Source organism: Bradyrhizobium sp. RDI18, assembly GCF_043203335.1.
Taxonomy (GTDB): domain Bacteria; phylum Pseudomonadota; class Alphaproteobacteria; order Rhizobiales; family Xanthobacteraceae; genus Bradyrhizobium; species Bradyrhizobium retamae.
In genome coordinates, this window is the sequence record NZ_JBICRN010000008.1 from 3,128,496 (window position 1) to 3,146,058 (window position 17,563).

General features: G+C 63.3%; 17 protein-coding genes and 2 pseudogenes. 2 read left to right on the top strand and 17 right to left on the bottom strand.

Going from position 1 to position 17,563, the window contains the following annotated elements; translation table 11 throughout:
- Nucleotides 1-22: 22 nt before the first annotated feature.
- Nucleotides 23-1,246, top strand: a complete 1,224-nt coding sequence (locus tag ACFXS9_RS24165) for an alpha/beta fold hydrolase (protein ID WP_392692748.1) — start codon at nt 23-25, stop codon at nt 1,244-1,246.
- On the opposite strand, the gene ACFXS9_RS24170 is transcribed toward ACFXS9_RS24165, so the two are convergent.
- The 16 genes and pseudogenes from ACFXS9_RS24170 to ACFXS9_RS24245 form a co-directional block, all read right to left on the bottom strand.
- Nucleotides 1,243-2,301, bottom strand: coding sequence for a YeeE/YedE family protein (locus tag ACFXS9_RS24170; RefSeq protein WP_392692750.1), 1,059 nt, complete (start codon nt 2,299-2,301; stop codon nt 1,243-1,245). The genes ACFXS9_RS24165 and ACFXS9_RS24170 overlap by 4 nt on opposite strands.
- A 232-nt stretch (nt 2,302-2,533) precedes the next feature.
- A complete protein-coding gene (locus ACFXS9_RS24175; RefSeq protein WP_392699983.1) occupies nt 2,534-3,553 on the bottom strand; it encodes a zinc-binding alcohol dehydrogenase family protein in 1,020 nt (339 codons plus the stop codon).
- A 36-nt stretch (nt 3,554-3,589) separates the two neighbouring features.
- A pseudogene (gene paaK, locus ACFXS9_RS24180) lies at nt 3,590-4,915 on the bottom strand (phenylacetate--CoA ligase PaaK); the annotation flags it as partial.
- A gap of 19 nt (nt 4,916-4,934) precedes the next feature.
- The gene (paaI, locus tag ACFXS9_RS24185; protein ID WP_392692752.1) at nt 4,935-5,393 is read right to left on the bottom strand and encodes a hydroxyphenylacetyl-CoA thioesterase PaaI; all 459 of its coding nucleotides are present in this window, start codon (nt 5,391-5,393) and stop codon (nt 4,935-4,937) included.
- A gap of 228 nt (nt 5,394-5,621) precedes the next feature.
- Nucleotides 5,622-6,701: a 1,2-phenylacetyl-CoA epoxidase subunit PaaE gene (gene paaE / locus ACFXS9_RS24190; protein WP_392692755.1), complete on the bottom strand. Its 1,080-nt coding sequence runs from the start codon at nt 6,699-6,701 to the stop codon at nt 5,622-5,624.
- Between the two features lie 2 nt (nt 6,702-6,703).
- A complete protein-coding gene (paaD, locus tag ACFXS9_RS24195; RefSeq protein ID WP_392692758.1) occupies nt 6,704-7,207 on the bottom strand; it encodes a 1,2-phenylacetyl-CoA epoxidase subunit PaaD in 504 nt (167 codons plus the stop codon).
- Complete coding sequence (paaC, locus tag ACFXS9_RS24200; RefSeq protein WP_392692761.1) at nt 7,201-7,977, bottom strand: 1,2-phenylacetyl-CoA epoxidase subunit PaaC; 777 nt, start codon at nt 7,975-7,977, stop codon at nt 7,201-7,203. The genes paaD and paaC overlap by 7 nt, the downstream gene beginning before the upstream one ends.
- Nucleotides 7,978-8,018: 41 nt before the next feature.
- Nucleotides 8,019-8,306 (bottom strand): 1,2-phenylacetyl-CoA epoxidase subunit PaaB, encoded by a 288-nt coding sequence (gene paaB, locus ACFXS9_RS24205; protein WP_392692763.1) that lies wholly within the window; start codon nt 8,304-8,306, stop codon nt 8,019-8,021.
- Between the two features lie 11 nt (nt 8,307-8,317).
- Complete coding sequence (paaA, locus tag ACFXS9_RS24210; protein ID WP_392692766.1) at nt 8,318-9,310, bottom strand: 1,2-phenylacetyl-CoA epoxidase subunit PaaA; 993 nt, start codon at nt 9,308-9,310, stop codon at nt 8,318-8,320.
- A gap of 75 nt (nt 9,311-9,385) precedes the next feature.
- On the bottom strand, nt 9,386-10,255 hold the full coding sequence (paaX, locus tag ACFXS9_RS24215) for a phenylacetic acid degradation operon negative regulatory protein PaaX (protein ID WP_392692769.1): 870 nt from the start codon (nt 10,253-10,255) through the stop codon (nt 9,386-9,388).
- Between the two features lie 98 nt (nt 10,256-10,353).
- Nucleotides 10,354-11,124 carry an alpha/beta fold hydrolase gene (locus ACFXS9_RS24220; protein WP_392699985.1) on the bottom strand — a complete coding sequence of 257 codons (771 nt, stop codon included), beginning with the start codon at nt 11,122-11,124 and terminating at the stop codon, nt 10,354-10,356.
- 185 nt (nt 11,125-11,309) lie between these two features.
- Nucleotides 11,310-12,596, bottom strand: a complete 1,287-nt coding sequence (locus ACFXS9_RS24225; RefSeq protein WP_392692772.1) for a DUF445 domain-containing protein — start codon at nt 12,594-12,596, stop codon at nt 11,310-11,312.
- Between the two features lie 208 nt (nt 12,597-12,804).
- The gene (locus ACFXS9_RS24230) at nt 12,805-13,281 is read right to left on the bottom strand and encodes a phasin (RefSeq protein ID WP_392692774.1); all 477 of its coding nucleotides are present in this window, start codon (nt 13,279-13,281) and stop codon (nt 12,805-12,807) included.
- Nucleotides 13,282-13,526: 245 nt separating this feature from the next.
- A pseudogene (locus ACFXS9_RS24235) lies at nt 13,527-14,121 on the bottom strand (GNAT family N-acetyltransferase).
- Entirely contained in the window at nt 14,118-15,200 is a 1,083-nt protein-coding gene (locus ACFXS9_RS24240) for an alpha/beta fold hydrolase (protein WP_392692777.1), read from the bottom strand. Before ACFXS9_RS24240 ends, ACFXS9_RS24235 begins: the two are co-directional and overlap by 4 nt.
- Nucleotides 15,197-15,577 (bottom strand): hypothetical protein, encoded by a 381-nt coding sequence (locus ACFXS9_RS24245; RefSeq protein ID WP_028350065.1) that lies wholly within the window; start codon nt 15,575-15,577, stop codon nt 15,197-15,199. Before ACFXS9_RS24245 ends, ACFXS9_RS24240 begins: the two co-directional genes overlap by 4 nt.
- Nucleotides 15,578-15,741: 164 nt before the next feature.
- Between ACFXS9_RS24245 and ACFXS9_RS24250 the strand changes: the two genes are divergently transcribed.
- Nucleotides 15,742-16,656, top strand: coding sequence for an alpha/beta fold hydrolase (locus ACFXS9_RS24250; protein WP_392692780.1), 915 nt, complete (start codon nt 15,742-15,744; stop codon nt 16,654-16,656).
- A 153-nt stretch (nt 16,657-16,809) separates the two neighbouring features.
- Here ACFXS9_RS24250 and ACFXS9_RS24255 read toward each other — a convergent pair whose 3' ends face one another.
- Nucleotides 16,810-17,484 (bottom strand): spermidine synthase, encoded by a 675-nt coding sequence (locus tag ACFXS9_RS24255; RefSeq protein ID WP_392692783.1) that lies wholly within the window; start codon nt 17,482-17,484, stop codon nt 16,810-16,812.
- Nucleotides 17,485-17,563: the final 79 nt, after the last annotated feature.

Consider the following 17,563-nt stretch of genomic DNA (forward strand, 5'->3'; position numbering starts at 1 on the left):
CCAAGTCGGAGTGAGAACAGCCATGCCGAGCGAACGCTTTCAATTCACCGGCGAAGGCGGCCATCAGCTTGCCGCTGCCCTCGATATGCCTGACGGACCGGTGCAAGCCTACGCGCTGTTTGCGCATTGCTTCACCTGCGGCAAGGACGTGCTGGCCGCGAAACGCATTGCGACGGCGCTCACCGCAAAAGGCATCGCGGTGTTGCGGTTTGATTTCACCGGGCTCGGCGCCAGCGAGGGCGAATTCGCCAACTCGACCTTCTCCTCGAACGTTGCCGATCTCGTCCATGCCGCCGATCATTTGCGCGAAACCCGCACGGCGCCCGCGATCCTGATCGGCCATAGCCTGGGCGGCGCCGCGATCCTCGCTGCCGCGGGGCAGATACCGGAGGCAAAGGCGGTCGTCACCATCGCCGCCCCGTCCGATCCCGTGCATGTCACGCATCTCTTCAAGGATCGCCTCGACGACATCCGCACGCACGGCACGGTGGAGGTCCAGCTCGCCGGGCGGCCGTTTCACATCAAGCGCGAATTCCTCGACGACATCGCCGAGCACAGCCTGGCGGCGCGAATCGCAGACCTTCACAAGGCGCTGCTGATCATGCATTCGCCGACCGACGACACGGTCGGCATCGACAATGCAACGAAGATTTTCGTTGCCGCCAAACATCCCAAGAGCTTTGTGTCGCTATCGGGCTCCGATCATCTGCTGAGCGGCAAACGGGACGGCGTCTATGTAGCCGGCGTCATCGCCGCGTGGGCCGAGCGCTACATCGAGCCCGCCGCGGCGCAGCCTGCTTCTGCCGCGAGCGAGGCGCCACGCCACGTCGTGGTTCGTGAAACCCGCAACAGCAAATTCCAGCAGATCGTCACCACAGGTCCCCATCAGATGGTGGCGGATGAGCCCGTTGCCGTCGGCGGCCAGGACAGCGGGCCGGGACCGTATGACTTCCTGCTCGCAGGCCTTGGCGCCTGCACGTCGATGACGATGCGGATGTATGCCGATCGCAAATCGCTGCCGCTGGACCGCGTCACCGTGACGCTGAAGCACAGCAAGATTCACGCAACCGATTGCGCCGAATGCGAGACGCGCGAGGGCATGCTGGATCAGATCGACCGGGTCATCTTGATCGAGGGCGCACTCGATGCTGACCAGCGCAAGCGGTTGATGGAGATTGCCGACAAGTGCCCGGTGCACCGGACGCTAAAATCCGAGATTCAAATCGTGACCAAGGCTGGCGGCTAAGCCGCCGCCAGTGGCCGAACGCGCAGCGCGCCGCGCAGGCCGGCGGCGGTGCCGACGAGGATGCCGGCGAAGGCAATCAGCGAAGCAAGCGCCAGCGTGGAAAATCCCGTCAACCCCTGCCCGATCGAGCAGCCGAATGCCATGACGCCACCGATGCCCATCAGCGCGGCACCACTGCCGGAGCGCAGCATGTGACGCGGCGACTGATAGCCTTCGAGTTGAAAGCGTCCGGTCAACAGCGCCGTCACGAGGCTGCCGGCGAACACGCCGAACACGGTGACGATGCCGAAATTGAGCGTCGAGCCCGTCGACAGCATGAGATATTGAAGGGCGTCCGCGATCGGCGCGATGAAGGTGAGCGAGGTCACCGGCGTGGGATTGAAATCGTCGGCGCCGAGATAGCCGGTGGCAAACCAGCCCGCCACCACCAGGAGGCCGATGACGAGACCCGCGGCGATTTGGCCCGGCGACCGCCGCAAAGCGGGATGCGCAAAGGCAAAAATGATCAGCGCTGCGGAGATGACCGAGGCGGCCAGCATGCGCGCTGCCGTTGCGCTCAGGCCTGCGGCGGCAAACAAGGCCGGCACCGAATTCGCTGTGGCCGTGGTCTGCGACGCCCCGACCATCGCGATGCGCGACGGGGCGATCAGGCCCTTCAGCGTCATCTGGGCGAAGATCGCCAGCACGACCACCACCACGAACGAGCGGAGATTGCCGCGCCCGAGCAGCACCAGCGCGCGCGAGCCGCAGCCGTTCGACAACACCATGCCGTAACCGAACAACAGCCCGCCGAAGAACATCACGGGCGCGGAGAATGACGGCTGCAGATAGATCGACTTGCCGATATCGACGAGGCCGCCCGCAGCCAGCAACTGCGTCATGGCCACCGCGACGCCGATCGCCAGCGCATAGGTGCGCACCAGCCGGCCGTCACCTTCAGCCCAAAAACCTCTGAGGCTGCTGAGCAAGCAAAACCCGCTCAACAATCCGACCGATCCATAGACGAGACCGATCAGCAATCCGCTGATGATGACGATATTGGCACTTTCCAGCACTGGTGTTTCCCTGCTCCCGCCCGGCCGATGCAGCGGTTACCGCTCAAATAGGAAGCCATTTCAGCAGTTGCTAATATGTTGGAAAAATGCGCGCGTCCACGCCGCAACGATGCGGAGAATGAATCGCCCACCGAGGTCGACGATGACGAAATAAAGTCATTGCACGCAGGCGACGGACAACGGATTTATTCCCCATGAAAGAATTGGGAATCCCGCGCAGCGAATGCCTGTTTCAAGGCCGCAGGATCACCCGGTCGCGCGCCGAGCCGGCGACCGCGATGAAGGCAGCGCGGGCGTGTTCCAGCGGATAGATCGCGGCCGGCTTGATCAGGAACGGCTTGAGATGCCCGCTGGCGAAGCCGGGACCGAGTTCCCGCAGCACCGCGCCGGTCGCGATCGACGACAGGCCGAGGGTGTCGATGCCGACATAGGTGTGCTGGCCGCGATAGAATTCCAGAATATTGAACTGCACGATGCGGTCGATTGCGGCGATCAGGATCTGCCGCCCGCGCACCGCCAGCGATTGATGTGCGGCCTGGAAATAGGGATCGCCGACGGTGTTGAACACGATGTCGGCGCCCTTGCCGCCGGTGAGTTCGCGCACGCGCGCCGCGACATCGGTTGCGGAAGCGTCGATGACTTCTACCGTTGAATTGGCGTGGCCTTCGTAGGGCTCGCTCTTGCGCACCACGCCGATCACCCGCGCGCCGTGCCAGCTCGCGATCTGCACTGCCGCCTGCCCGACCTTGCCGTTGACACCCATGACTAGCAAGGTCTCACCCGCCTTCGGAACGCCGGCGCGGCGCAAGCCTTCCATCGCGGTGACGAAGGGCACGCCGATGCCGGCCGCCTCTTCCCATGAAATGCCCTTGGGCTTCTCCACCACGGCGTCGGCTTCGATCGCGAGATGCGTAGCGTGCGTGCCGTCCCGGCGAATACCGAGATCGCCGGAAGAGCCGAACACGTCGCGCCCGATCCAACCGTCCGGCCCATCGATGACAACGCCCGCATAGTCGCGGCCCGGCGTGCGCGGAAATACCGCATAGGGCATCAGCCCAGTCGCCGCCTTCACATCGGACGGATTGACCGCCGCCGCCTTGACCTCGATCAGCAACTCGTTGCCGGCACGCGACAGCGCGTGCGTTTCGATGATGGGCGCAAGTGAGGCTGCGTCCGCAACTTTTGCCGGCAGGCGGACGCAGCGGGCCTGCACCGTGACAGGTCCAACATCGGAATTTTCGGCAACTGACATTAGAGATTCCCGCTCGGCTCCTGAGCAGGAGTTACCCTTTGGCCGCTTGTCGTAAACACGTTTCGCCTTGCCGAGCGAACGTTCCAGCGTTTCCGGCGCCACTGCCTTGATGCGCGCGGTGATGCCGATGGTGTTCTTGATGAACAGCGCAACCTTTTCGGCGTGCGCGAGCAGCCCGCTACCGTCCCAGCTTTCGGGGCGGGCTTCGGCGAGCACGGTCATCTCGTCCATGCGCCCTTCGCGCGTCAACTCGATGATGAAATGGCCGCCGCACCAGTCGGTCGCCAGCAACGCCTCCTCGATCTGGGTCGGGAACACGTTGACGCCGCGCAAGATGATCATGTCGTCGGAGCGGCCGGTGACCTTCTCCATGCGCCGCATGCCCGGGCGCGCGGTGCCCGGCAACAGCCGCGTCAGGTCGCGGGTGCGGTAGCGGATGATCGGAAAGCCTTGCTTGGTGAGCGAGGTGAATACCAGTTCGCCCTTCTCGCCGTCCGGCAGCACCGCGCCGGTCTCGGGGTCGATCACCTCGGGGTAGAAATGATCCTCCCAGATATGCAGGCCGTCCTTGGTCTCAACGCATTCCTGCGCCACGCCGGGGCCGATCACTTCCGACAGCCCGTAAATATCGGTCGCGTCCATGTCAAAGGCCTGCTCGATCTCGGCGCGCATCGCATTCGTCCAGGGCTCGGCGCCGAAGATGCCGAACTTCAACGACGACTGACGCGGGTCGAGCCCCTGCCGCTTGAACTCGTCCGAGATAGCCAGCATGTAGCTCGGCGTCACCGTGATGATGTCGGGCTTGAAATCGTTGATAAGTTGCACCTGGCGTTCGGTCATGCCGCCGGAGACCGGCACCACGGTGCAGCCGAGTTTTTCCGCGCCGTAGTGCACGCCGAGTCCGCCGGTGAACAGGCCGTAGCCGTAGGAATTGTGAATGATCATGCCGGTGCGGCCGCCGGCGGCGCGGATCGAGCGCGCCATCACCTCCGACCAGATATCGATATCGCCCTGCGTATAGCCGACCACGATCGGCTTGCCCGTTGTGCCCGAGGACGCGTGGACGCGGACCAGCTTTTCGCGGGGCACGGCGAACATGTTGAAGGGGTAATTGTCGCGGAGGTCGGTCTTCGCCGTGAATGGGAATTTCGTGAGATCGGAGAGCTGCTTGAAATCGGAGGGATGCACGCCGGCCGCGTCAAACGCCTTCCTGTAATGCGCCACATTATCGTAGGCGTGCCGGAGCGACCAGGCGAGCCGCTTGGTCTGTAGCGCCATGATCTCGTCGCGCGAGGCGCGCTCGGCCTCATCCAATTCAGCGCGGTAACCGCTTCCGCTGGATTTCAATCTTGCCATGGCCATGGCGTGTTCCTCTCGCTTGCTATTTTTGTTTGGTCTCTTCGTCCGCGGCTGGTAGCCACGTCCCGGCGACGGTGCGGGAATGACCGCGGAACTCCGCAATCACGACATCGCCCGATGTGACGCGGACGTCATAGATCCCGGAGCGACCGTTGCGCGAAACTTCCCGCGCGGTCGCGACCAGCACGTCGCCGAGCTTGCCCGGGCGGATGAAGGCGATATCGCATTGCGCAGCGACTACGCGCTCATTGCGGGAATTGCAGGCAAAGGCGAAGGCGGAATCGGCGAGGAGAAAAATGAAACCGCCATGGGCGATGCGCTGGCCGTTGACCATGTGCGGCTGCACCGTCATCGTCAGCGTCGCCTGCCCCGGCTTGACCTCGACAATTTTCATGCCGAGGCCCTTGCTGGCGTCGTCTTCCTTCCACATCGCCTCCGCGCAGGCGCGGGCGATCTCGTCGGGCGACAGCGCGACGTTCATAGCGGGTTGCCCGCTCTGCGAGACGGATCCACGACGTTCTCTCCCTTGTACGCACGGGCCTGTTATCAGGCCTCTTTGCATAGTGTCTCAGTTGGAACGAAGCACACGAGGTGTCAACGATCCCGGGTCTCCAACTTCTTCCGTCATTCCGGGATGGTCCGAAGGACCAGACCCGGAATCTCGAGATCCGGGTTCGATGCTTTGCATCGCCCCGGGATGACATCGCTGCTAGACATGGTCGTAGTCCACCACGACCTTGTCCGAGCACGGCCGCGCCTGGCAAGTCAGGATGAATCCCGCCTTCAGCTCCCACGGCTCCAGCGAATAATTGACTTCCATCTGCGCCTCGCCCTCGACCAGCTTGGCGCGGCAGGTCGAGCACATGCCGCCCTTGCAGGCGAACGGCAGATCCATGCCGGCGCGCAACGCGGCGTCGAGAATGGCCTCTCCTTCGGCGACCGGCACCTCGCGGCGCTTGCCGTCGATGATCAGCGAGGCGATCGCCTTCGGCGGCGCGGACGGCTCGACAATCTTCTTCGCGCGCGGCTTGCCGCCGAATTCCGAGACAAAGCGCTCGACATGGATGCGGTCCTCGGCAATGCCGAGTTCGCGGCAAGTGGTCTCGATCTCCTCGCTCATACCCATGGGGCCGCAGATGAAGACGTGATCGACACTCGAGGCGGGCACCAGCGAGCGCAACAGCACGCGCACTTTCGCACCATCGAGCCGACCATGCAGGATCGGGATATCCTGCTCCTCGCCCGAGATGACGTGGAACAGCGACAACCGTTGCATGAAGCGGTCTTTCAGTTCTTCGAGTTCTTCGAGGAACAGCATGTTTGACGTCGTGCGGTTGCCGTAAAACAGGAAGAACCGGCTGTTCGGCTCGCGCGCCAGCACGCCCTTGACGATCGACAGGATCGGCGTGATGCCGCTTCCTGCGGCAAATCCGACATGGACCCTCGCCTCATCCGGTGCAGGGGCGACGCCGAAACGGCCAGTCGGCGTCATCACGTCGAGTTCGTCGCCGGCCTTCAATTCGTCCGCTGCCCAGTTCGAAAACGCGCCACCGTCGACCTTCTTCACCGCGATGCGCAACTCGCCGTCGTCAGGCCCTGAGCAGATCGAATAGGAGCGGCGCACTTCCTCGCCGTCCATCGTGGTACGCAAGGTGAGGTATTGTCCCGGCGCAAAGCTGTAGTCGCCTTCCAGCTCCTTCGGGATCGCAAACGTCATCGATACCGCATCCACAGCCTCGCGACGGAGGTCGTTGACGGCGAGACGATGGAAACGCGGCGCGACGGACATGGTCAATGACACTTGAAATAATCAAAGGGTTCGCGGCAGGCCTTGCAGCGCCACAGCGCCTTGCAGGAGGTCGAGCCGAATTCGGACAGCAGCTCGGTATTATCAGAGCCGCATTGCGGACAGGCCACCTGCTGTTCACCGAACAGCGCGCGGCGCGAGTTCGATGCCTGCGGTGGGGCGATGCCGTATTCCCGGAGCTTGTTGCGGCCGTCGTCGCTCATCCAGTCCGTGGTCCAGGCCGGCGACAGCACGGTGCGGACCGTCGGGCGCGGCATGCCGGCGCGTTCCAGCGCCAGCTCGATCTCGAGCGCGATCATGTTCATCGCCGGACAGCCGGAGTAAGTGGGCGTAATCGCGACCTCGACGCGGCCGTCATGAACCTCGACGTCACGCAGCACACCGAGATCGGCGATCGTAAGCACCGGTATTTCGGGATCGACTACCTGAGAAGCGGCCTCCCAGGCGCGGCGGCGCAGATCGGTGTCGCTGTGGATGGCCGTTACCATGTCGCCCCCGGAAACGTCCGCTGCATCGATTGCAGCTCGCTGAGGAGATGACCGAGATGCTCGCTGTGCCGCCCGCTGCGGCCGCCCTGCTGCATCCAATTATTATCGGGCAGCACAAGCGTCGCTTCGCGGACGACATCCGATACCGTCTTCAGCCATTGCGGACGTAGCGGCCCCGGATCGACCGCGACGCCCGCATCGATCAAGCCGCGCTCGCTGTCATCGGCGGCAAACATCTCGCCGGTGAAAGCCCAGAGCTCGTCGATCGCCGCTTGCGTGCAGCGGTGGCTTTCTTCGGTGCCATCGCCGAGACGGATGATCCATTCCGAGCAATGGCGGACGTGATAGGCGCTTTCCTTTTCCGATTTTGCCGCGATCGCCGCCAGCGTTGCATCGGTGGAGCGCATCATTGCGCGCCAATAGAGATCGGCGAACGCAGCATAGAAGAACTGCCGCACCATGGTGCGCGCGAAATCGCCGTTCGGCTGTTCAAGCAGCAGGAGATTGCGGTACTGCCTGACGTCGCGGAGATAAGCGAACTTGTCCTCGTCGTTGCCCCTGCCCTCGACCCTGGCCGCGTAGGAATAAAGCTCGCGCGCCTGGCCGAGCAGATCGAGGCCCATATTGGCGAGCGCCATGTCCTCTTCCAGCATCGGCGCATGGCCGCACCATTCCGACAGCCGATGGCCCAGGATCAAGGCATCGTCAGCGCGGCGCAGGGTGTAGAGCACCAGCGGCGTTTCGGAAACCTGGATGTTGGCTGCAGCCATTTCAATCACCTGCTAGCGGTCGTCATTGATGACGGAAAGACCTACATATGCCCGACTTCGTCGGGCACGTCGTAAAATGTCGGGTGCCGGTAGATCTTCGACTCCGCCGGCTCGAACATCATGCCCTTCTCGGACGGATCGGACGCGGTGATGGCGCTCGACGGCACCACCCAGATCGAGAGGCCCTCGCCGCGGCGGGTGTAGATGTCGCGGGCAGCCTGCAGCGCCAGCGTGGCGTCGGTGGCATGCAGCGAGCCGACATGCTTGTGCGACAGCCCGTTGCGGCTGCGGATGAAAACTTCCCAGAGCGGAATGTTCGGCGTCGCCATCGTTGGTCTCCCTACTCAGCGGCCTGCAAGGCGGCGCGCTGCCGGCGCTTCTCGGCATAGGCCATCGCTGCTTCGCGCACCCAGGCGCCATCCTCATGCGCCTTGCGCCGCGCCGCCAGACGGTCGCGGTTGCAGGGGCCGTTGCCTGCCAGCACCTGCTTGAACTCGTCCCAATCGATCGCGCTATATTCCCAATTGCCGTTCGCGTTCTGCTTCATATCGGGATCGGGAATCGCAAGCCCCAGGAATTGGGCCTGCGGCACGGTGGCGTCGACGAATTTCTGCCGCAGCTCGTCATTGGAGAAGCGCTTGATCTTCCACTTGGTCGAGGTGTCGCTGTGCTGGCTGACCTGATCGGGCGGACCGAACATCATCAAGACCGGCCACCACCAGCGATTCAGCGCATCCTGCGCCATCGCCTTCTGCTCGTCGGTGCCGCGGCACAGCGTCAGCATGATTTCAAAGCCCTGGCGCTGGTGAAACGATTCCTCCTTGCAGACGCGGATCATCGCGCGTGCGTAAGGACCATAAGAGCAGCGGCACAGCGGGATCTGGTTCATGATCGCCGCGCCATCGACCAGCCAGCCGATGGTGCCGATGTCGGCCCAGGTCAGCGTCGGATAATTGAAGATCGAGGAATACTTTGCCTTGCCCGCGAGCATCGCGTCGACGAGCTCTTCGCGCGAAGAGCCGAGCGTCTCGGCGGCGGCGTAGAGGTAGAGGCCGTGGCCGCATTCGTCCTGCACCTTGGCGAGCAGCGCCGCCTTGCGGCGCAGCGACGGCGCGCGGGTGATCCAGTTGCCTTCGGGAAGCATGCCGACGATTTCGGAATGCGCGTGCTGCGAAATCTGCCGCGTCAGCGTCTTGCGGTAGGCGGCCGGCATCCAGTCGTTGGGCTCGATGCGCTCGTCAGCATCGATGCGCGCCTGAAACTGCGCAGCCCGCGTGGCGTCCTCAATGTGGCGATCGTCGCCGTCGGACGTGTTGAGCGCCTGCGTGTACATGGCGGACCTCCCGGAATTTGTTGGGAGGTAATATATAACAAAAATTATGATATGCAATATATTTCTGTAACAAATCTACAGCCCGTCAAATCGCTTCGAAAGTTCCCCGCCGGGCTTTGGCAGCGCTCCGTTTTCGTTGGTGGCATGGCGATCAAGCCATTGTTCGGACGCGGGAAGCAGCGCGCGATAGATCTCGCCACAGAGCATTCGGGCGGCCCTGCCGGGCCAGTCCGCGGGCAATAGCGCGGTCGGCAGCAACGGGTCGCGCAGCACGACGCGGCGGTAATGATGGATCAGGAGGATCCGTGCGGTGAACGCGTCGGCCTCGGTCAGCCGCTCGCCGCGACCGAGCCAGCCGTGCAGCGGCTCGAAGGTCTTCATGAATTTCTGATAGGCGTCGGCGGTGCGATCGAGCGGCCAGCTTTCGCTGAGCAGACGCCGCCCGCTGTCGTCCTCCGCCGACACTTCGAGACGAATGGCGCCGGAGGCTTCGGCAGGCACCGGCACGCCCGACGGCGCCACCCACACGCCCGGCAGCGGACTGCCGAAGCCAGCGTTCTTCAACGCCTCGCGTGCGGCGTCGCGATCTCCGCCATTGCCGATCAGCAGCAGTTCAAATCGCCCGGTCCAGTCGGAGGCTGGCGGACCGTAAATGTGTTTGGTCGCGATATCGAAAGTCTGCCGTTCGCCCTGCACCAGCCGATAGAAACTGTTGCGGCCAACTTTGACGCGCTCGAACCAGCCGTCGGCCGTCAGCCGCGACATCGCGGTGCGCACGACGCTGGCGTCGATGTCGAGCTGCTCGAAAAATTCCAGCAGCGTGCCGAGCCAAACCGAGCCGCCGCGCGGCACGATGGCATCGCCGAATACGGTGATGACGATCGAACCCGTGCGCGACGGTTCGCGCTTCAACTGCTGAATGATGCGGGCAAGCGGCGGCGGCATGCGTCAAGGCATAGCGCGTTTTGCGGCAGAGCGACAATGTCGGTGGTTTTTCCCTCTCCCCGTTCTTCACGGGGAGAGGGTCAGGGTGATGGGCTGCTTCAGCGATGCGGATTCGGGTAAACAACGCTGCGCCAGCCGCTTCGATCGAACGGCGACCATTCGCCTTCCGGCTGCGCCAGGCGATCGGCAACCGCGTACACGACCGCCGGGTGATGGCCCATGCCACAGTGGCTGCTTTCGACCTCGATGCTTTCGGAAGTCGCCGACGTCTTCTCCATGCAACCCTGCCAGGCGCAGACGCCGTCGGTGCGGCTGAAGATCGCGGTGGTCGGCACCGGCGGCGTGCCTGAAAGCGCGCCGCCGAACCGGGCGTCCTCCTCGTCGGCGCGGCGGCCGCTCGCCAACTCGTAGACACGCCAGGCGTTGGTCGCCTTCGGTCCCGACGCAAACGGGCTGCCGAGCGTGATCACCGAGCGCACGCGCTCCGGCATCATCTTGGCAAGCTGCCGCGCGTAGAGACCGCCGAGGCTCCAGCCGACCAGCGAGACCTTGCGGCCGTGCGTGTCGTTCAACTCCTGCACCAGATCGACCATGGCGTTCTGCACGCCGTGGCGCAGGCCGAGGTTGCGCCCCTGACGCCAGCCGCTGACGGCATAGCCGCGCGTGCGCAGGAAGCTGCGCAGCGGCCGCGTCGAGGTGTCGGATGCAACAAGGCCGGGCAACACCAGCACGGGGTGCCCGTCGCCGCGCGGCGCCAGACTCAGCAATGGCAGTGCCCCCAGAAACGCGCCGAGTTCGTGAATGGCACGCCCCTCCAGAAGCATCAGGGTTCTGGATGGCGGGGCAAGCGTCTGCGCAGCAACGGACATCATATCTCCTCTCGGGCTCGGCCCCTTACGTCGCGGCAGCCGGCCACCAGTTCAGTTAGACGCCAACGCGGTAGAATCGTTCGGCACTGCAATATAGTTCCCTAAAAAGCTAGGGAACCGGCTTTCCCCTTGCAAGCAGTGCAGATCACATCTCGGATAACGAAAGCGTTGACGTGATGAATTAGTCACAGCAGCCGCAGCAGGTATTCCAGGGTGTACAGCGCCAATCCCGCCAGCCCACCGATCAGCGATCCATTGAAGCGGATGTATTGCAGGTCGCGGCCGATGTTGATTTCGATCAGCGAGATCAACTGCCCCATGTCCCAGGACTTCACCTGGTCGGAGATGAAGGTCGAGACGCCGCTCTTCTGTTCGGCGATCACGGTGCGCAACACCGCCACGAGCCCCTGGTTGATCTCGGTGCGCATCTCGGCGTCGCCCGCCAGCGCCTCACCCGCTTTCACGAACATGCGCACCAGATATTGCTCCAACACCTGCGTCTCGCCCGAGGCGCTGCGTTCGAAGAACGAGCGTGCGTTGGCCCAGATGTGGCGTGCGAGACCCGTCACTTCGGGACGCGCCAGGAGATCGCGCTTCAACCCTTGGATCCGCTCGGCGTAGCTTGGATCGGTGCCGAGGCGATCGACGAAGGTCATCACCATGCGATCGAACTCGCCGCGGAACGGATGCGCGGGATCGTTGCGGACTTCCTCGAAGAAGGCGGTGGCGGAAGCAACGATCTTGTTCACCAGGAACTTGTCGGCGCGATAGAGCCTTAGCAGCGTCGGCAATTCGGCGCGGATCTTTTCGCGGATCATCGCCATGGTTTCGGCCTGCGTCATGGTCTGATGCACCGCGCGCAGGATGTCATCGAGCAGGCCGGAATGCCGTCCCTCTTTCACGAATGCGCGCAGCATTCCGGCCGCGAGCGGCGCGAGATCGATCGACATCAGTTGCGCGGTGATGCGACGGCTGACGAAGGTCATCAGCCCGGAGGTCTCCGTCGCCGCCACCGCTTCGGGCAATAGCCGCAGCGCAAAGCGCGCAAGATCCTCGCTGCGCTTGCGGTCGCGCAGCCAGTCGGCGATGAACGCGCCGAAATCGATCTGCCGCAGCTTGGCCTCGACGGGAGCAGCTTCCAGGAAATGCTTCTCGATGAATTCGCCGAGCTTGTCGGCGATGCGGTGCTGGTTGCTCTGGATGATTGCGGTGTGCGGAATCGGCAGTCCCAGCGGCCGTTTGAACAGCGCCACGACGGCGTACCAGTCGGCCAGGCCGCCGATGGTGGCGGCTTCCGCAAACGCCGCGATGAAGCCAAAGGCCGGATGCATCGGCAGCAGCGCTCGTGCGGCGAGGAAGATCGCGAGCGTCGCCGCCAGCACCGACGTTGCCACAATCTTCACGCGCCGCAACTCGGCGGCGCGGATCACGTCGCCGGGAGAGTCGATGACGAAGGTGGCGGGAAGGGTCATGACGGCTTTCGAGGAACGGTTCGCGTCCGCATCAGACTAGCCGTCATTGCGAGCGAAGCGAAGCAATCCATGTCGCCGCACCGGAAGGATGGATTGCTTCGTCGCTATCGCTCCTCGCAATGACTGCAACAGGTCATGACGAGGAGAGGACAAAAAGAAGGCCCGCAAAAGCGGGCCTTCGAAAACGGCAGTTGTCAGCGGATCGCGATCAGGCGGTCTTGGAATAGACCTTGGCAAAGTTGTCCTGCGCGGTCTTGGCACTGTCGGCGACGAGCTTGCCGAGATAGTCGGTGGTGGCCTTCGCCCGCGTGACGAGCACTTCGCCGCGCGCACGGACCATGTCCGACTGGATCTGGGCAGCTTCGCTCAGCGACTTCGCCGAAGCGAGCTTGTCGATGCCGGCGAAGAACGCTTCCGCGTCCTGGTAGAGCGCCTGCTGGATGTTGCGGCTGATCTTGGCGGCCTCGGAAACCGAACCGGCAACGGCGGTCTCGATCGCAGCAGTCGCCTTCTCCGAACCGGCATAAAGGTCGGCGGCGCGCTCCTTGGCGGTCTCGGTCTGCTTCTTCACGAACTCACGGGCGGCTTCCGGAACTTCCAGGTTCTGGAGCTTGGTGAACGCCTCGGTGACGGGCGCGAAGGCATCCTTGACGGTGTTCAGCACGGAATTGGTTTCGGTGGTCATTGGGGGTCTCTCCATCCTCGGTTTGAGCTATGGGCTCACCCCGTCCGGATTGGCCCGGGGCACGTGTGTTGTGCCATAGTTAATGGTGCATCGCAACATTAATGTTGCAGCGCGATATCACGAATTCGTGAAAAGCCTGATAGATGAGCGATCCGCCCAGAGAACCGGCAAAAGTTCCACTTTAGGCTAATGCCGGAGCCGCCCCATTACTTTGCATGGGCTTGTTTTCGCGATTTTGTGTTCGGCTAGTGCTGCACGGCCCCGGGGAGCCCATAGGCTTCCATCTGTGCCCGAACCTGCGCCACATTGTGTCCGAGCACGACGATATCGTGCTTCTTGCCGTCGACATCCCGAACGTGGTCCCGCAGCAGGGCCTCGGCCCGGAAGCCGAGGCTCTCGAACAGGGCGATCGCCGCTTGCTGGTCGACGGTCATCTGTACCGACAGCTTTTCCAGCCCGGCGCCCAGCGCCAGCGCAAACGTTTCCTGCGACAGCGCCCGGCCGACCCCCCTGCCCGCGGACGTCAAGCGAGACCACCATCCGGATTTCGCCGACATGGGGCGACCAGGAATGCGGGTCGCGCACCAGCGTGCCGCAGCCGACCACCGTCCCATCTTTCACTGCCAGCAGGCTTACGATCTGGCCGCGCTCAATCTCGTTGATCCAGGCCGAGAGCACTTTTGGTTGGCTGATATTGCGCGGCAGAAACAAGAGATCATGCGTCGGCAGCTTTTGCGCAAATGCCAGCACGGCGGCTTCGTCCGCCCGCCCCATCATGCGGAATTCGATCTCGCCGGCATCGGTCTTGACGTGGCGCGGATAGGAACGTGTCTCGCTCATGTTGATCTCTTACCTAGCCAGGAATCCAGTTTCGGCCACAGCCGCTTGATCGCGTTGGCGCCGGCGACGAGGCTGACGTGACCGCCCTTGAGCATCACCTCTTCCTTGTCGGTCGAACCGACCTTGGCGATCAGGTGCTTGGCCGCATCATAGGGCACGATGTGATCGTGTTCGGCGACCGCATGCAGGATCGGCACCTTGATCTTGGAAATATCCGCCGCACGCCCGCCGACCGACATGGTGCCGTCATAGAGTTTGTTGTCCCACATCAGGTTCCTGGTGATGTCGCGGAAATACTCGCCCGCCAGTGGCAGCGTATCCGTCGCCCAGCGGTCGAACATCCGGTACGACTTCACGAACTCGTCGTTCCAGATGTTTTCCCACAATTGCACCTGGCTGACGGTGCGCGACGCCGGCCGCAGCATTTCGAACGAGGACAGGATCATTTCGGGCGGCACGTTGCCGACGCTATCGACGAGGCGATCGACGTCGAAATAGCGGCGGTCCGAAAAGTTCTGGAACAGCTTCATCTCGCGGAAATCGATCGGCGTGGTGAAGCAGATCAAATTCTTCATCGGCCCGTCATGAAAGATCGAGCCGTACAAGAGCGACAGCACGCCGCCGAAGCAATAGCCGATCACGGTAACGTCCTGCTCGCCGGAATCCTGCTGCACGCGGCGGACGCAGTCGGGGATGAAGTCGAGGACGTAGTCCTCCATCCGCAAGGATTTTTCTTCCGGCTTCGGCGCGCTCCAGTCCAGCATGTAGACGTCGTAGCCGCGCTTCAGCAGAAACTCGATAAAGCTTTGGCCCGGCACCATGTCGAGGATGTAGCCGCGGTTGGTGGTCGCCATCACGATCAGGATCGGTACGCGGTAGATTTCATCCGCCATCGGCCGATAGTGGTAGAGGTTCATGGTGCCGCGGGCGGCCAGGATGTCCTTTGGCGTCGAGCCGAGCGACGGGCCGGAGGTAGAAAAATATTCGACGCCCTTGATGCTACGCTGGATCGCGCGCTGCACCTCGGACTGGACCCGCTCTGAAATGGAAGCGAGATCGAGACCCGCGGGAGCGTTCATTTCTGCTCTCCCTCCGCCGGCGGACGCTTGGTGCGCGGCGGCCGCGGCGTGCCGTAGCCGCTCTCCGGCGCCAGCGAGTTGTGGTGCACCTGATGCAACAGCGCCTTGATCTCGTTGAGCTGGCCCTCGATCGCCTGCAGCCGCTCCGCCATGCCGACGAGCTGCGCCCGACTCGGCAGGTTCATCGCCAGCAGGTATTTCTCCATCAGTTCGCCGAGCTGCTTCTGCGCGCCTGCGCTGACGCCGCCGACCTGGTTCATCATTTTCGAGAATTCGGGCGAGGCCATCGCCTGGTTGGCAAAGGAGTTGAACCCCTTCTCCATCTCCCCGATCATGGTCTGCCAGATCACAGCAGGATCGTTGCCTTTGTCGGCCATAGGCGCCCTCTCCCGAAAGATTACGAGCGCTTGCCACGCTTCGCTTGTGATTGGCCCATACCACACCGTTGCAGCGGGCCGGTCAACCGCTGCGACGTCTTCTGCGGTGCGGGAAACCGTGCCATAGTTACTGAAGCCAGATAACACTTGAGGGAAGACACGCGATGCTCGCCCATCAGCCGCCCCAGATCGCCCGCGCCAACGGCATCGATATTTGCTACGAGATTTTTGGCGATCCGGCCGCGGAACCTATGCTCTTGATCATGGGGCTCGGCGCCCAGATGATCCATTGGGATGACGATTTCTGCCGCCAGCTCGCCGCGCGCGGCTTTCGCGTCATCCGCTTCGACAATCGCGACATCGGTAAATCCTCTCACATGTCCGGCGGCAAACGGCTGACGCCGTTCGAACTCCTGAAGCTGCGGTTCCTGAAGATACCGGTGGCCGCACCTTACAAATTGATCGACATGGCCAAGGACACCGTCGGCCTGATGGACGTGCTCGGCATCCAGTCGGCGCATCTCGTCGGTGCCTCGATGGGCGGCATGATCGCGCAGGAAGTCGCGCTCTCGTTCCCGCAGCGCGTGCGTTCGCTGACCTCGATCATGTCGACTACGGGCAACCCAAAAATACCGCCGCCGACGCGCGAGGCTGCGGCCGTGTTGATGGCGCCGCCGCCGCGGACCAAGGAGGAGTACTTCGACCGGTTCGCCCAGACCTGGAAAGTGCTGCGTGTCGGCTCGTTCCCGGAAGACGAGGCGCTCGACCCTGCCCGCGCCGCCCGCACCTATGAACGCGGCCTCAATCCGAACGGCGTCGGCCGGCAGTTGCGGGCGGTGCTTGCCTCCGGCAGCCGCAAGGAACGGCTGCATCGCCTGAAGATCCCGACGCTCGTCATTCACGGCACCGTCGATCCGCTCGTGCACCCCGAAGGCGGCAAGGACACCGCGGCATCGATCCCCGGCGCAAAGCTCCTGATGATCGAAGGCATGGGCCACGCGCTGCCGATCCCGATGTGGCCGCAGATCATCAACGCGATCGCCGGGCACGCGCAGGGTGCGGCCGCAAAGGCGGCGTGATCTATCTCGTCGTTCCTGCGAAAGCAGGAACCCATAACCACCGGCGTGCGTCGTTGCGAGCGCTGTGGCTCCAGCCCAGTCTTGCCATCACCAATTGTGGTTATGGGTCCCTGCGTTCGCAGGGACGACAGCGGAGATGGTCGTCGAGCTAAGTCAAGCCTTCATCGCAATCCAGATCACGTGGCGGACGCCGCGGCCTTTGCCGGTGGCGCGGATGTTGACTTCGTTCACCTCGAAGCCTGCACCACGAAGACGTTTTGCGAACGTCGCGTTTGGCCCCGAAGACCATATGGCCAGGATGCCGCCCGGTCGCAGTGCGGCGTGCGTCGCACGCAAGCCTGCAGCGTTGTAGAGCGCATCATTGGCCTCACGAGTAAGCCCCTCCGGTCCATTGTCGACATCGAGCAGAATGGCATCGAACTTCGAACGATGCGACCGGATGATGTCGGTGACATCCGTCTCTCGAATGCTGACGCGGGGATCGTCCAAGCTGTCGCCGAAGATTTCTGCCATCGGGCCTCGGGCCCAACGGACCACCGCCGGCACCAGCTCCGCCACCACGATCTGCGCTTCATTGCCGAGCCCGGCGAGCGCGGCACGCAACGTAAAGCCCATGCCCAGTCCGCCGATCAGCACATGCGGCTTAGCGACGTTTTCGATCTTCTTCGCAGCGAGCGTCGCGAGCGCGGCTTCCGAGCCCGACAGGCGGCTGTTCATCAGCTCGTTGCTGCCGAGCTTGATGGAAAACTCCGTGCCGCGGCGCATCAGGCGGAGTTCGCTGCCGGTTCCAGGAATGCGGGCGGTGTCGAGCTTTTCCCAGGGAATCATGCGGATGCTTTAGCACGGTCGGCCGGCCCATGCGCGACAACTGTCATCGCCCGACTTTGATCGGGCGATCCAGTATCCC

What these genes read in the sequence shown, in the direction of transcription:
- ACFXS9_RS24165 (WP_392692748.1), top strand. Translation starts at nt 23, where the DNA reads ATGCCGAGCGAACGCTTTCAATTCACCGGCGAAGGCGGCCATCAGCTT.
- ACFXS9_RS24175 (WP_392699983.1), bottom strand. Translation starts at nt 3,553, where the DNA reads ATGTCAGTTGCCGAAAATTCCGATGTTGGACCTGTCACGGTGCAGGCC.
- paaI (WP_392692752.1), bottom strand. Translation starts at nt 5,393, where the DNA reads ATGAACGTCGCGCTGTCGCCCGACGAGATCGCCCGCGCCTGCGCGGAG.
- paaE (WP_392692755.1), bottom strand. Translation starts at nt 6,701, where the DNA reads ATGTCCGTCGCGCCGCGTTTCCATCGTCTCGCCGTCAACGACCTCCGT.
- paaD (WP_392692758.1), bottom strand. Translation starts at nt 7,207, where the DNA reads ATGGTAACGGCCATCCACAGCGACACCGATCTGCGCCGCCGCGCCTGG.
- paaC (WP_392692761.1), bottom strand. Translation starts at nt 7,977, where the DNA reads ATGGCTGCAGCCAACATCCAGGTTTCCGAAACGCCGCTGGTGCTCTAC.
- paaB (WP_392692763.1), bottom strand. Translation starts at nt 8,306, where the DNA reads ATGGCGACGCCGAACATTCCGCTCTGGGAAGTTTTCATCCGCAGCCGC.
- paaA (WP_392692766.1), bottom strand. Translation starts at nt 9,310, where the DNA reads ATGTACACGCAGGCGCTCAACACGTCCGACGGCGACGATCGCCACATT.
- paaX (WP_392692769.1), bottom strand. Translation starts at nt 10,255, where the DNA reads ATGCCGCCGCCGCTTGCCCGCATCATTCAGCAGTTGAAGCGCGAACCG.
- ACFXS9_RS24220 (WP_392699985.1), bottom strand. Translation starts at nt 11,124, where the DNA reads ATGTCCGTTGCTGCGCAGACGCTTGCCCCGCCATCCAGAACCCTGATG.
- ACFXS9_RS24225 (WP_392692772.1), bottom strand. Translation starts at nt 12,596, where the DNA reads ATGACCCTTCCCGCCACCTTCGTCATCGACTCTCCCGGCGACGTGATC.
- ACFXS9_RS24230 (WP_392692774.1), bottom strand. Translation starts at nt 13,281, where the DNA reads ATGACCACCGAAACCAATTCCGTGCTGAACACCGTCAAGGATGCCTTC.
- ACFXS9_RS24240 (WP_392692777.1), bottom strand. Translation starts at nt 15,200, where the DNA reads ATGAACGCTCCCGCGGGTCTCGATCTCGCTTCCATTTCAGAGCGGGTC.
- ACFXS9_RS24245 (WP_028350065.1), bottom strand. Translation starts at nt 15,577, where the DNA reads ATGGCCGACAAAGGCAACGATCCTGCTGTGATCTGGCAGACCATGATC.
- ACFXS9_RS24250 (WP_392692780.1), top strand. Translation starts at nt 15,742, where the DNA reads ATGCTCGCCCATCAGCCGCCCCAGATCGCCCGCGCCAACGGCATCGAT.
- ACFXS9_RS24255 (WP_392692783.1), bottom strand. Translation starts at nt 17,484, where the DNA reads ATGATTCCCTGGGAAAAGCTCGACACCGCCCGCATTCCTGGAACCGGC.